11 protein-coding genes are annotated in these 12,905 nt (G+C 63.9%); 9 read left to right on the top strand and 2 right to left on the bottom strand.

Features of this window, described 5'->3' with window-relative positions; all coding sequences use genetic code 11:
* The first annotated feature begins 21 nt into the window (after nucleotides 1-21).
* The 9 genes from LAN37_06575 (at nucleotide 22) to LAN37_06535 (ending at nucleotide 10,948) form a co-directional block, all read left to right on the top strand.
* The gene (locus tag LAN37_06575) at nucleotides 22-1,623 is read left to right on the top strand and encodes a hypothetical protein (protein MBZ5646873.1); all 1,602 of its coding nucleotides are present in this window, start codon (nucleotides 22-24) and stop codon (nucleotides 1,621-1,623) included.
* Nucleotides 1,624-1,710: 87 nt separating this feature from the next.
* Nucleotides 1,711-2,589, top strand: a complete 879-nt coding sequence (gene mtnP / locus LAN37_06570; protein ID MBZ5646872.1) for an S-methyl-5'-thioadenosine phosphorylase — start codon at nucleotides 1,711-1,713, stop codon at nucleotides 2,587-2,589.
* Nucleotides 2,589-3,509 (top strand): sugar kinase, encoded by a 921-nt coding sequence (locus LAN37_06565; GenBank protein ID MBZ5646871.1) that lies wholly within the window; start codon nucleotides 2,589-2,591, stop codon nucleotides 3,507-3,509. The genes mtnP and LAN37_06565 overlap by 1 nt, the downstream gene beginning before the upstream one ends.
* 22 nt (nucleotides 3,510-3,531) lie before the next feature.
* On the top strand, nucleotides 3,532-5,163 hold the full coding sequence (locus LAN37_06560; protein ID MBZ5646870.1) for a hypothetical protein: 1,632 nt from the start codon (nucleotides 3,532-3,534) through the stop codon (nucleotides 5,161-5,163).
* A gap of 40 nt (nucleotides 5,164-5,203) precedes the next feature.
* Complete coding sequence (dapF, locus tag LAN37_06555) at nucleotides 5,204-6,004, top strand: diaminopimelate epimerase (protein MBZ5646869.1); 801 nt, start codon at nucleotides 5,204-5,206, stop codon at nucleotides 6,002-6,004.
* 30 nt (nucleotides 6,005-6,034) lie between these two features.
* The gene (locus LAN37_06550) at nucleotides 6,035-7,006 is read left to right on the top strand and encodes an LD-carboxypeptidase (GenBank protein ID MBZ5646868.1); all 972 of its coding nucleotides are present in this window, start codon (nucleotides 6,035-6,037) and stop codon (nucleotides 7,004-7,006) included.
* A complete protein-coding gene (gene mpl / locus LAN37_06545) occupies nucleotides 7,003-8,427 on the top strand; it encodes a UDP-N-acetylmuramate:L-alanyl-gamma-D-glutamyl-meso-diaminopimelate ligase (GenBank protein ID MBZ5646867.1) in 1,425 nt (474 codons plus the stop codon). The genes LAN37_06550 and mpl overlap by 4 nt, the downstream gene beginning before the upstream one ends.
* Nucleotides 8,424-10,241 carry a PDZ domain-containing protein gene (locus tag LAN37_06540; GenBank protein MBZ5646866.1) on the top strand — a complete coding sequence of 606 codons (1,818 nt, stop codon included), beginning with the start codon at nucleotides 8,424-8,426 and terminating at the stop codon, nucleotides 10,239-10,241. The genes mpl and LAN37_06540 overlap by 4 nt, the downstream gene beginning before the upstream one ends.
* A gap of 116 nt (nucleotides 10,242-10,357) precedes the next feature.
* Nucleotides 10,358-10,948, top strand: coding sequence for a 1-acyl-sn-glycerol-3-phosphate acyltransferase (locus tag LAN37_06535; protein ID MBZ5646865.1), 591 nt, complete (start codon nucleotides 10,358-10,360; stop codon nucleotides 10,946-10,948).
* Nucleotides 10,949-10,952: 4 nt separating this feature from the next.
* Here LAN37_06535 and LAN37_06530 read toward each other — a convergent pair whose 3' ends face one another.
* Together LAN37_06530 and lpxD are read right to left on the bottom strand one after the other, a co-directional pair.
* Nucleotides 10,953-11,744, bottom strand: a complete 792-nt coding sequence (locus LAN37_06530; GenBank protein ID MBZ5646864.1) for a response regulator — start codon at nucleotides 11,742-11,744, stop codon at nucleotides 10,953-10,955.
* A gap of 34 nt (nucleotides 11,745-11,778) precedes the next feature.
* Nucleotides 11,779-12,783: a UDP-3-O-(3-hydroxymyristoyl)glucosamine N-acyltransferase gene (gene lpxD / locus LAN37_06525; GenBank protein MBZ5646863.1), complete on the bottom strand. Its 1,005-nt coding sequence runs from the start codon at nucleotides 12,781-12,783 to the stop codon at nucleotides 11,779-11,781.
* Between the last annotated feature and the right edge of the window lie 122 nt (nucleotides 12,784-12,905).

Raw genomic sequence — 12,905 nt, 5'->3', positions numbered from 1 at the left:
GTGTTAGAAATTATGGTCAATATGGGGTCGGTTGACAATCTCCTTTGCAGGATACTGAACTGGTTCGCCGTCATAGTGCTTGCCGCCGGGGTCGCGGCGGCGCAGCAAGCCCCGCCCTCGCGGCCGCAAGGACAGGTCAAGCCGCCGCAGACGCAGGCCCAGAAGCCGTCCCCGCAGCCGGAAACACGGATTACCCCGGAAGAAGCCCAGCGACTGTTCAGCTCGGTGGACGAGATCCTGCGTTTTGCCAGCGAGGATTCGCGCCTGCCCATCCGGGGGACTGTGAAACGCGAGCTGATGAGCCGGCCGCAGTTCCACGATTTCCTCATCAAGAAGATTGACGAAGACCCGGACACGCAGCGCTTCCGGCGAACGGAAGCCGTACTCAAGAAACTCAGCCTGGTGCCCCGCGACTTCGATCTGCGCGCGTTCCTGATCCGGATGCTGGAGGAGCAGGTGGAGGGCTTCTACGAGCCGAAGACCAAGACCATGTACCTGCTGAACTGGGTCCAGCCCGAGCTCCAGCAGCCGGTCCTTGCGCATGAACTGACCCATGCTCTCCAGGACCAGAACTTCGACCTGGAGAAGTGGTCGGAGATCACCTCGGAAGACGCTCCCGATCCAAAGCAGAAGCCGGTGCTGAAGAACGATCCGTACAACATCGAGCCCGACGAAGAGCGGGCGGCGCGGCAGTCGGTCTCCGAAGGGCAGGCCATGGTGGTGATGCTGGACTACATCCTGGCGCCCAGCGGGCACACGGTGGCCGAGGCGCCGTTCATGGCCGAAATGTTCAAGCAACAGACGCTGCACCAGACGGAAGAGTCGCCTATCCTGAAGTCCGCGCCCATGTACATCCGGGAATCGTTGCTGTTCGCCTACACCTTTGGGCTTGGGTTCGAGCAAAAACTGCTGGCGGAAGGAGGCAAGCAGCTGGCATTCGACGCTGCCTTGCGCGTCCCGCCGAAAAACACGCGGCAGATCATGACCCCGCAGGCATACGTGGACCGCGAGCAACTGCCGCCCATGCCGTTCCCTCGCATCGTCCCCCTGGTCGGGAAGAAGTACCGGAGCTATGACGCCGGCGAGGTCGGCCAGTTCGACGTTTACGTCATGCTCAAGCAGTTCGCCGACGAGAAGCTGGCGGACGAACTCTCCGACAAGTGGCGGGGCGGACTGTACTGGGTGGTGGTGCGGCCGGGACACCAGGTGGTGGAGAACAAGCCGGTCGAGCCCAGCGACCTGGCCGTTTTCTACCTGTCGCGCTGGGCGAGTCCGGACGACGCCACCCGCTTTGCCCAGCGGTACAGTTCCTGGCTGGGGAAGCGATACAAGCAAGCGGATCGGGCCTCGGTTGCCAACGCCAAGAGCGATTTCGCCCAGCGGGTCGCCAGCAACACCAGGTGGAGCACGGAAGACGGCCCCGTCTTCGTCGAGCCCTGGGGCCAGATGGTGCTGGTGATGGAGAGCTTCGACGACCAAACGGCGGCGGGCATCCGGGAGATCGTGCTGGGAAGGCCGCCCGCCGGGGTGCCGCGGCCGAAGCCCTCACCCGAACCGGCGCCGAGGCCATTGCCCCCGCCACCGCCTGCGCCCCACCAGACGGCAATGCCTGCGCTTCCGTGATCGACGCGGTCCGGGCAGACGAGAGCCCGCCCCGTCCCACACAACCGCGTTCTGTATAATCGGCGGTTCGAATCTCAGGAGCGGAACTTGCAGCAGGCGGAGATTGGAATCATCGGCGGCAGCGGGCTGTACTCCATGCCCGGCCTGACCCACACACGGGAAGTAAAGCTCGACACCCCTTTCGGCGAGCCGTCGGACGCCTACGTTGCGGGCACCCTGGAGGGGCGGAAGGTCGCATTCCTGTCGCGCCACGGACGGGGACACCGCATCCTCCCCAGCGAGCTCAACTTTCGCGCCAACATCCACGGCTTCAAGCAGCTCGGAGTGGAGCGCATCATCTCGATGTCGGCGGTCGGATCGCTCAAGCAGGAACATGCGCCGCTGGAGTTTGTGATCCCGGACCAGTTCATCGACCGCACCTTCCACCGCACCGCCACCTTCTTCGGTGATGGCATCGTGGCGCACATCGCATTCGCGGATCCGGTCTGCGGCGACGTCGCCAAGGTGTTGGAGGGGGCGTGCCGGAACGCAGGGGTGGTCGGCAAGCGCGGCGGCACTTATGTGTGCATGGAGGGCCCGGCATTCTCCACCAAGGCGGAATCAAATCTCTACCGGAGCTGGGGCGCGGACGTGATCGGGATGACGAACCTGCAGGAGGCCAAGCTGGCGCGCGAAGCCGAGATCTGCTACGCCACCGTCGCCATGGTGACCGACTACGATTGCTGGCACCAGGACCACGAGTCCGTGACCATCGAGCAGGTGATCGCCAACCTTGTGAAGAATGCGGAGCATGCCTGCGCGGTGGTGCGGGAGGCGGTCAAGGCGATGCCGAAGCAGCGGCGTTGCCACTGCGGGTCGGCGCTGGCCAAGGCCATCGTGACCGAGCCGGCGAAGATTCCGCCGAAGACGCTGGAACGACTGAAGCTGCTGGTCGGCAGGTACGTCGGTCCGGAGGCCAAGGCGTAATGGCACTGCTGGTCGTCGGCTCCCTCGCGTTCGACAGCATTCAGACACCGCATGGCAAGGCGGAACGGATTTTGGGCGGCTCCGCCACCTATTTTTCGCTGTCCGCCAGCTACTTCACCGACGTGCGCGTGGTGGGTGTGGTGGGCGAGGACTTCACCGCCGAACACGAAGCGGTGATGAAGGAACGCGGCGTGGACACCTTCGGCATCCAGCGCGCGAAAGGGAAAACCTTTTACTGGTCGGGCGAATACGGCGAAAACCTGAACGAAGCCAAGACCAAGGTTACCGAGCTGAATGTGCTCGGTGACTTCAAGCCGCGCATCCCGCCCCGGTTCCTCGATTCCGAATTCCTGTTTCTGGCAAATATCGACCCGGTCTTGCAGGCGGAGGTGCGGCTCGCGATGTCGGGTGCGAAGTTCGTCGGCGGCGACACCATGAACTTCTGGATCGGCGGCAAGCCGAAAGAGCTGGCCGACACGCTGAAGCAGATCGACGTGCTGCTGATCAACGACGGCGAAGCCAAGATGCTGGCGGGCGACCATTCCTTGCCGCGGGCCGCCAACAAGATACTGGCCCGGGGCCCGAAAGCGCTGGTGATCAAGCACGGCGAATACGGCGCGACCATCTTTTTCGGGGAAGGCGCGTTCGGCATCGGACACCACCCGTTCCGCGCGCCGGCGCTGCCCATCGAGGAAGTCAAAGACCCGACTGGTGCGGGCGATTCCTTCGCCGGCGGCTTCATGGGATACATCGCGTCGCAGGGCGAACTGAATCGCGGAGTGCTGAAGCGCGCCATGTTCTACGGCGGAGTGATGGGCTCTTTCGCCGTCGAATGTTTCGGCACCGAGCGGCTGCGCCGGCTGACGCGCGAGGAGATCGACGCCCGCTTCGAGATATTCCGCGAACTTACGCACCTGTAATGAGGATCGGGCCGTCGGGTCATTGGGCGATTTGACAGAGCAAGCGCCCCAACGCGAAACCAGACTGGTAGCATCCCTCGCTACCATCGTATCTGTCCTGTCGTTCCTGGCCTTCCAACAGCGTGACCAGGTGCTTCTCTCCGGCGATGCCGTTGCCCACATCGGCATTGCGCGGCGCGTCTTCGATTCGCTGACACCCGGTCCCTTCCAGCTGGGCACGGTGTGGCTGCCCTTGCAGCACCTCCTCACCATCCCGTTCATCCTTAGCGTCGAGATGTGGCGCAGCGGCGTCGGGGGTTCCATTCCCTCGATGATCGGGTACGTGCTGGCGGTGACCGGTATCTTTTGCCTGGTCCGCTCGGTGCTGGAGGATTCCACGCTAGCGCCGCAGGCAGGCCCAGCGGCCTGGTTCGCAGCACTGCTGCTCGCTGCAAACCCCAACCTGATCTACGTGCAGGCCACCGCGCTGAATGAATCGCTCTACCTGGCGGAGTTCATCTGGGCGGTAGTGTTCCTTGCGGAGTTCTCCCGCCTCATCCGCGCAGGCCGGCAGGACGACGCGGCATGCACCCTGGAGCGCTGCGCCATGGTCCTGGCCGCGGGCATCCTGACCCGGTATGACGGATGGATCCTGACCATAGCCTGCGGTGTGGTCGTTGTGATTCTTCTGGCAGAGAAGCCCTTACGGGTGTCTCTACGGGAAAGCAGGCGTATGCGCCGTGCGGTGATCGCCTTCGTCTTGTTGGGTGCGCTCACGCCCACGCTGTGGATGGCTTACAACTACGGCATCTTTCAGGACCCGCTGGAATTCGCCCGCGGCCCCTATTCGGCCAAGGCGATCATGGAGCGCAGCATGAAGGTGGGAGCGTCCGCGCATCCCGGCTATCACGACATCCGCGTTGCCGTCGTCTACTTTCTGAAGTGCGCCAAGTTCAACGTAGCCGAAGGCCGGTGGGAGCCGTGGTTGTTGCTGCTGGCGGCCGCCGGAGCAGCAGTATGCCTCGTGGCGCGGCGCTGGATATGGCTGCTGCTGTGGCTGCCGCTCCCGTTCTATGCATTCTCGGTCGCGTATGAGGCGGTTCCGATCTTCCTTCCTGTCTGGTGGCCGTTCTCCTACTACAACACGCGCTACGGATTGCAGCTTCTGCCGGCGATTGCCGTGTTTGCCGCTACCGCGTTGGCATTCCTTCTCAAACTGAGCGAGCAGAGACGCTGGCAGATCGTGGCCCCTGTCGTGTTCGCAGGGCTGCTGGTCGGAAGTTACTTGTCGGTGTGGGGCAAGGGCCCGATCTGTCTGCGGGAGGTAACGGCTAATTCGCGAACGCGCATCCCGTACGAGAAAGCTCTGGCGCGCGAACTGGAGAAGCTGCCGCCGACGGCGACGCTGTTGATGTATACGGGAGACCACGTGGATGCGCTGCGCCGCGCCGGCATCCCCTTGCGCCGGGTGATCAACGAGAGCAACTTCCCGCTCTGGCAGCAAGCGCTGGACGCGCCTGGGCGCAAGGCCGACTACGTCATCGCCATGGACGGCGGGCCCGTCGCGCACGCGGCTGAGCGTCACCGCGACCAGCTCGAGATGCTCCTGGTCATCACCAGCAGCGGGCAGCCCCGCACCACGATCTACAAGAGCCGGATACCTATCGCACCCTAGCGGCCACTGGTACAATCCAGCCACTCCGCGCTGAATCACCATGACGGCCAACAGTCAGTCCGGGCGTGTGCCATTCTTGAAAGCCAGCGCCTGCGGCAACGATTTCCTGCTCATCGATGGGATGCACGCGCCGCCCGACCTTGCCGCCTTCACCCGACGCATCTGCGACCGGCACCAGGGTGTCGGTGCCGACGGCGTGGAGTGGCTCTTTCCCGACAACAATTCCGACGTCCATGCGCGCCTGTTCAACGCCGATGGCTCGGAGGCCGAGATCTCCGGCAACGGCACGCGCTGCGTCGCTTCGTACTGGGTCGCCGAACACGGCGGGGAGAAGGTGGTGGTGCGGACCGGCGCGGGCGTCAAGGGGTGCACGCTGATAGGCTGCAGCGGCAACGATTTCGAGTTCGAGACCGACATGGGCGAGCCCCAGGTGGGCGACGAGTTCTCCATCAAGCTGGCCTTCGGCGAGGTCCGTGGCATCCCGGTCTCGATGGGCAACCCGCATTTCGTCGTGTTCGTGAAGGAATACGGCCCCGGCTGGCAGGCGGAAGCGGCCGAGATGGGGAAACACCACGACTTCAAGTACAGCATCAACGTTGAGCTGGTGCGGATTCTAAACAAAGGCGAGATCGAGGCTCGATTTTTCGAGCGTGGGGTGGGAGAGACGCAATCGTCGGGCACCGGCTCCTGTGCATCGGCCGTGGCCTCGATCGCTTCGGGGAAAGCGGCCTCTCCGGTAACCGTCCACGCGCCGGGAGGCGCACAAACGGTGCGCTGGGAAGGGAACGTCTTTCTGCGCGGCCCTGCGCGGCTCATCTGCCGGGGAGAATTTTTCATTTAAGATGAAGGTCCCCGCCGCGGGCGGGCTGAAATGTCGGCCAAACCCAATCCGCGTCTGAAGCCTGCCGCGCTGCAAGCGGGCGATACCATCGCGGTAGTCGCGCCCGCCAGCCCCTTCAACAAGCAGTCGTTCGAGCTCAGCTGCGCGAGCTGGCGCAACCAGGGGTACAAGGTCGTCTTTGATGAATCGCTCTTCGACCGCGAGGCGCCGTACTTCGCGGGTTCGGCGAAACAGCGCGCGGAAAACATCGAGGAAATGTTCGCTCGCACGGACGTGCGCGCCATCATCTGCGCCCGGGGCGGATACGGCTGCAACTACCTGCTGGAGAAGATCGACCTCGACGTGGTGCGCAATCATCCCAAGATCTTCATGGGCTACAGCGACGTGACCACGCTGCTGACCTGGTTCCACGATGCAGCGGGGCTGGTCACCTTCCACGGGCCGATGATGAACAAGGACTTCTCCACCGACGACGGCATTCACAGGCTGTCGCTGACCGCGGCGCTGGGAGGGGCAGCGCAGTGGAACCTCGGCGGCGCCGCTGGCCTGGAGCCGGTGGTGGCCGGGCGCGCGGAGGGCAACATGTATGGCGGTTGCCTCTCTATGCTGGCCGCATCCCTGGGAACGCCCTACGAAATCCGGACCGAGGACGTCATTCTTTTCATGGAAGACGTGAGCGCGAAGCCGTTCCAGGTGGACCGGATGCTCATGCAAATGAAGCTGGCGGGCAAGTTCAAGGGCGTGCGGGGGATGGTCTTCGGCGAGATGCTCGACTGCCGACAGTCGGATGACCAGCAGTATCAGTTGCAGGACGTGGTGAACCGCGTGGTCGGCGACCTCGGCGTACCGGTCGCATACGGATTGCGCTCCGGCCATGTGTCGCACGGCAACGTGACGCTGCCCATCGGAGTCCGTGCGGCGCTGAACGTCGGGAGCCAGGCATCTTTATCTTTTCTCGAGGCGGCGACCACATCCACGGCGGCCACGGCCAGGAAATCATGACTCCAAGGCACGTCCATCTCATCGGCATCTGCGGCACGGCGATGGCGTCGCTGGCCGGGATGCTGACGCAGCTGGGACACCGCGTGACCGGCTCCGATCAGGCGGCCTATCCGCCGATGTCGGACTTCCTCGCCGGACTGGGCATTGCGGTCTCGCAGCCGTTCGACGAGAAGAACCTGAATCCGCAGCCCGACCTGGTGGTGGTGGGTAACGCCATCTCGCGCGGCAACGTGGAACTGGAGTACGTTCTCGACCAGCGCATTCCAATGCGCTCGCTGCCCGACATCCTGCAGGAAGAATTCTTGCGCGGTCGCGAGCCCATCGTGGTCGCCGGCACCCACGGCAAGACGACCACGACCTCGATGCTGGCCTGGATCTTCGCTTCCGCCGGGCAGCGGCCGTCGTTCCTGATCGGTGGTATCGCCGAGAACTTCGGCTCAAGCTTTGCCGTGAACGACGGCCCGCACTTCATCATCGAGGGCGACGAGTACGACTGCGCATTCTTCGACAAGGGTCCGAAGTTCCTGCACTACATGCCGGTGTCGGCCATCCTGACGTCGGTGGAGTTCGACCACGCCGACATCTACAAAGACCTGGAGGCGGTGAAGACGGCTTTCAAGCGGCTGGTGAACCTGGTTCCGCGCCGCGGGCGGATCGTTGCCTGGGACGCCAGCGCCGATGTGGAAGAGTGCGTGGCCAAGGCCTTCTCTCCGATCGAACGCTACGGCTTCAGCGAGAAAGCCACCTGGCGCATCGTGGGCCTGAAGTACGAGCCGGCCTGCACCACCTGGACCGTGCTGCATCGCAAGCGTCACTTCGCGACCTTCGAATTTCCGCTGGCGGGTGAGTACAACGTCCTGAACGCCACAGCGGCGGTGGCCGTGGCCGCCGGATACGGGATCCCGGCGGATGCGATCGCGCGGGCGCTACGCACCTTCAAGAGCGTGAAACGCCGCCTCGAAGTCCGGGCCGAAGTCAACGGGGTCACTATCATCGACGACTTCGCGCATCACCCCACGGCCATCGCACAGACCCTCCAAGCGCTGCGCACGCGTTATCCCGGCCGGCGGCTCTGGGCCATTTTCGAGCCTCGCTCCAACACGCTCCGCCGGCGTGTGCTCGAAGGTGAACTGGTGAAGAGCCTGGGGCTGGCCGACCAGGTCCGTATTGCCAGCGTTTACAAAGCCGAGGCCATTCCCGAGAACGAGCGTCTTTCGGTGGCGCGCGTTGTGGAGCGGGTGAGTGCCGGGGGCGTTCCGACCCGCGAACTCAAGGATGCCGATGCCATCGTGGCCGAGGTCGTCCCGCTGCTGCGCTCCGGCGACGTCGTCGCCGTCTTGTCGAACGGAGGGTTTGGCGGTATTTACGAGAAGCTTCCCCAGCGTTTGAGATCCCAACACGAGGTCCCGGCCCGGACTTGAAGCCACACAGGAAAGCCAACTATGCGTTTGTCCTGGTGCTGTTCTGCACCACGGCGCTGGCGCAGCCGCCGGTGGATTACTACGTCTCGCTGGCCAAGATGCGCGACCGCCTGGTGCACGTGCGCATCCACGTGGCGGGAACGTCCGCCGAGCGCGAGGTGCAACTCCCGGTGTGGAACGCTCTCTACCAGGTCCGCGACTTCGCGCAGTACGTCCGCCGGGTGACGGCGAAAGACGCGACCGGGCGAGAGTTGCCCGTCCGCAAGCTCGACAAGACCACCTGGCGGATCTACCACGCCGAAAGCGGCGCGGAGATCGAATACGACATCCTTGCCGACCAGCCCGGTCCCTACGGCTCCCAACTCAACAGCGAACATGGCTTCTTCAATCTGGCCGAGCTGCTCATGTATCCCACGGATGCGCGCGATTCGCTGATGACGGTGACCTTCACCGACCTGCCGCGGGACTGGGACGTGGCCACCGTGCTGCCGTCGCTCAATCCGGGCGAAGCCGCCCGGCTGGGACGCTTCTCGGCGCGCAACTATGACCGGCTGGTGGACGCGCCGGTGGAGATGGGAAGATTCGCCGCCATCGAATTCGAGGACGGCGGGGCGCGCTACCACATCGCCGTGCATGCCGATCCTGCCGACTACGACATGAACGCAGTGCGCGAAACCGTTCGCAAGACCGTCGCCAGCGAGGTCGCCTGGATGAACGACCGTCCGTTCGGCGACTTCCTCTTCATCTACCATTTCCCCCGCAACACCGGGGGCGGGGGCATGGAGCACGCCTATTCAACCGCCATCGATGTTCCTGCGGATCGGCTGCGCGATGATCCGTACGCGCTACCCTCGGTCACCGCCCACGAGTTCTTCCATCTGTGGAACGTCAAGCGCATCCGGCCGAAGTCGCTCGAACCGATCGATTACCTCCACGAAAACTTCACCACCGCGCTCTGGTTCAGCGAGGGTTTCACCAACACGGTCGCGGACTACACCATGCTGCGCACGGGCGCCTGGAGCGAGCAGCAGTTCCTGACCGCGCTCTCGCGCGAGATCTACCGGTTGGAGAGTCGGCCCGCGGCGCGCATCCAGTCGGCCGAGGAGAGCAGCCTCGATACGTGGTTCGACAAGTATCCCCAGTACCGCACGGCCGAGCGCTCCATCGATTACTACAATAAGGGCGAGATCCTCGGCATCTTGCTGGATCTGGCCATGCGCGATGCGACCCAGGGAGGCAAGTCGCTGCGCGAACTCTTCCAGTGGATGGAAAAGAACTACTTTTACGAAGCGCGGTACTTCGATGACACGGCCGGCGTTCGCTACGCGGTGGAGAAGGTGACGGGCAAGGACTTCGGCTGGTTCTTCGAGAACTACGTCTCCGGCGTGACGCCCATCCCGTACGACGAGTTCTTCCGCAGCGTGGGCCTGCGGCTGGATCACCGTAAGGCCGTCTTCCCGGATCCCGGATTCGTTTCCGTCAAGAACTTCGACCAGCCACCGGCGGTGTACGTCGTCAGTCCCGGCGCGGATGCGGAGCGCGCAGGACTGGTGCCCGGTGACATCATCGTCGAGATCAATGGCAAGCCTGCCACGATCGATGTGGAGAGCGCGATTGCCAACATGCGTCCGGGCGACATACTGCGGCTGAAGATCAAAGGGCGGCGGGGGACGCGGGATGTGAAGATCAAGCTCGGCGGTCGGGAAGAGCAGAATTTCGCCATCGTGGAATCGCCCAGCGTCACGCCGGCGCAACAGGCGCGCCGCGCCGCCTGGCTGCGCGGCGAATCGCAATCCGCCGGAGGGACTCCCTAGTGCTGCGCGCCCTGATCGCGCTCACGTTCTGGGCACTGTTCGTCCCCCTGGCCGCCCTGATCGCGTTCCCCTGGACCTTCATCACCGGCAACGCGGATTTCCTCTACAAGACCTCCATGTGGCTGGCGTGGACAGGCGTGCGCTTGACCGGGGTGCGCGTCGAGATCGAGGGCCGAGACCGCTTCGACCCCAATCTCACGTACATCTACATGTGCAACCACACGTCGAACCTCGATCCCCCCATCGTGGTTCCCGTGATCCCTCGGCGCACTTCGGTGCTGGTGAAGAAGGAGCTGTTCCAGGTGCCGTTGCTGGGGCGAGCCATGCGGCTGGGGGACCTGGTGCCGGTGGACCGCGCCAACCGCGACGCCGCCATCGCCAGCGTCGAGCGCGGCGCCGAGGTCATGCGCAAGGGCCTGAACATGACCGTGTTTCCGGAAGGCACGCGTTCCCGTGACGGCAAACTCCTGCCCTTCAAGAAAGGGCCGTTCTACCTGGCGATGGAGACCGGCTTCCCGGTCATCCCCATGACCATCGTGGGGACGCACGAGCTGTGGCCCAAGGGACGCTTCAGCATCAAGGTAGGCGTCGCGACCGTCGTGTTCCACGAGCCTATCGATCCCAAGCAGTTCACCGAACGCGACGCGTTGATGGATGCCGTCCGGGCGAAGATCGAGAGCGCGCTGCCGGAACAGTACAGAAGCTAGATCTCTAGAATGACGGTTTCTTCTCGATGATGCGCGCGCTCAGCACCACGCCGTCGCTCTCGTCGTGCAGTTTGATGGGGAAGACCAGCACGTTCCAGACCCAGCGCGGGTTCTTCTTGGGGAGGTGGGGCATTCCGCGCATGCTGCGGTCGATGTAGGTCTCACGGGTGTCGGCGACGTTGCGGATAATGTCGCGCCACTCGCCCTCGGCCTCGGGAAAGCTCTCGAACAGGTTCTTGCCGGGAAACCAGCTGCGTTTTTTGTCGAAAAATTCCGCGAAGTATTCGTTGACGTACTGCCAATTGCCGTCGCGGTCGAGGATCTCCAGGGCGATGTCTTCGCCCATGGCCATGCTGATGCGCGAGTAGTAGAACTCGCGCGCATCCACCACCACGGGCTTGCCGCGCTTCTTGGCTTCGAAGGAGCGCAAGGCGGCCAGCATGTCGTCCACCGAACTGGAGCCCTTGAGCAGGTGCATGTCGGCGAGTCCGCCCCCGAAGCCGTGTTCCAGGGTCGCCGAAAGGATGATGATGGGCACGTGCGGGCGCTTCTGGCGTAGCGACGTCGCCACGTCAGTGCCGAACTTGCCCCGGCCGAGGTGGTAGTCGAGGACAGCGATGTCGATGTCGTTCAGCTTGGCTTCGGCCTGTTCGATGGTTGCCGCTGACACTGCCTCGTAGCCTCGCTGGCGCAGGATGGTGGAGCGCAACAGCAGGTTCTCCTCGCGGTCGTCAAGGAGCAGCACCCGGATGGGCTTTTTCTGCTCTTTGACGAGGTGTGGTTTGTCGTCAGACATTTTCAGAGACTTAATGCAGCAGGATCGGCCGGAACTACTCGCTCTCCGCCTTCTTTGCCGCTCGCAGCGCCTTCGCCACTTCCGGCAATTTGTTGAAGACGGCGACGCAGCGCAGCCACTGCCGGTTGTCGATGGCAGGATAACCGCTGACCGTTTTGCCCGCCTCTACGTCGTTCGGGATGCCGCTCTGCGCGGTGGCGATGGCGCCGTCGCCGATCTTACAGTGGCCGGCTACGCCCACCTGTCCGGCGAGGATCACGCGGTTGCCCACCTCGGTCGAGCCGGCAAGCCCCACCTGCGCGCACAACAGCGTGTCTTCGCCCACCACGCAGCCGTGCCCAACCTGCACCAGGTTGTCGATCTTCGTTCCGCGTCCTATGCGGGTCTCGCCGATCGAGGCACGGTCCACGCAGGCGTTGGCCTGGACTTCGACCTGGTCGGCCAGCACCGCCGGCCCGGACTGCACGATCTTGCGCCAGCGCTTGTGGTCGTCCAGGGCAAACCCGAAACCGTCCGCGCCGACCACCGCGCCGTTTTGCAGGATCACGCCATCGCCCAGTTGGCAGTGCTCGCGCACGACGGAGTGCGCGTGGGCGAAGAAGTCCCTCCCGATCTTTGCCCCTGGATAGATGACCACGTGGGGTAGCAGCACGCAGCCATCGCCGATCACGACGTTTTCCATGACCACGACGTAGGCGCCGATGTGCGCGTTCCTGCCGATCTCCGCCGTGGGATGGACGACCGCCGTCGGATGCACGCCGGGAGCGTAGTTCGGCGGCTGGTAGAAGAATTCGATCGCCCTGGCGAACGCCAGGTACGGGTTCCCGGTGCGCAGCGTGGCGGTGGTCAGGGCAGGGAAGGAGTCGTCCACGATGACCGCAGACGCCTTCGTGGTCTTGGCTGCGGCCGCGTACTTGGGGTTGGCGACGAACGTCAATTGTCCGGCGCTGGCTTCTTCGATCCCGGCCACGCCCGTGATCTCACAGTCGGAGCCGTCGAGGCGGACATTCAGTGCGGATGCGATTCTGGAGAGCTTCATAAGGACTTCATCCCCGCGGACTCCCGCGGATGCACGTAGGTTGACGGCCCGATTTTAATTGACCAATGTTAAGAGGGAAGAAAAAAGCATCACTACGAAGGACACAAAGGACTCGCGGCGGA

The organism is Terriglobia bacterium (genome assembly GCA_020073495.1).
GTDB lineage: Bacteria > Acidobacteriota > Terriglobia > Terriglobales > Acidobacteriaceae > JAIQFD01.
The sequence above is the reverse complement of the archived record's forward strand: the minus strand, read 5'-3'. Positions and strand labels throughout refer to the sequence as shown.

Coding starts and splice junctions, on each gene's coding strand:
- LAN37_06575 (MBZ5646873.1), top strand. CDS start 22: ATGGGGTCGGTTGACAATCTCCTTTGCAGGATACTGAACTGGTTCGCC.
- LAN37_06565 (MBZ5646871.1), top strand. CDS start 2,589: ATGGCACTGCTGGTCGTCGGCTCCCTCGCGTTCGACAGCATTCAGACA.
- dapF (MBZ5646869.1), top strand. CDS start 5,204: ATGACGGCCAACAGTCAGTCCGGGCGTGTGCCATTCTTGAAAGCCAGC.
- LAN37_06550 (MBZ5646868.1), top strand. CDS start 6,035: ATGTCGGCCAAACCCAATCCGCGTCTGAAGCCTGCCGCGCTGCAAGCG.
- mpl (MBZ5646867.1), top strand. CDS start 7,003: ATGACTCCAAGGCACGTCCATCTCATCGGCATCTGCGGCACGGCGATG.
- LAN37_06535 (MBZ5646865.1), top strand. CDS start 10,358: ATGTGGCTGGCGTGGACAGGCGTGCGCTTGACCGGGGTGCGCGTCGAG.
- LAN37_06530 (MBZ5646864.1), bottom strand. CDS start 11,744: ATGTCTGACGACAAACCACACCTCGTCAAAGAGCAGAAAAAGCCCATC.
- lpxD (MBZ5646863.1), bottom strand. CDS start 12,783: ATGAAGCTCTCCAGAATCGCATCCGCACTGAATGTCCGCCTCGACGGC.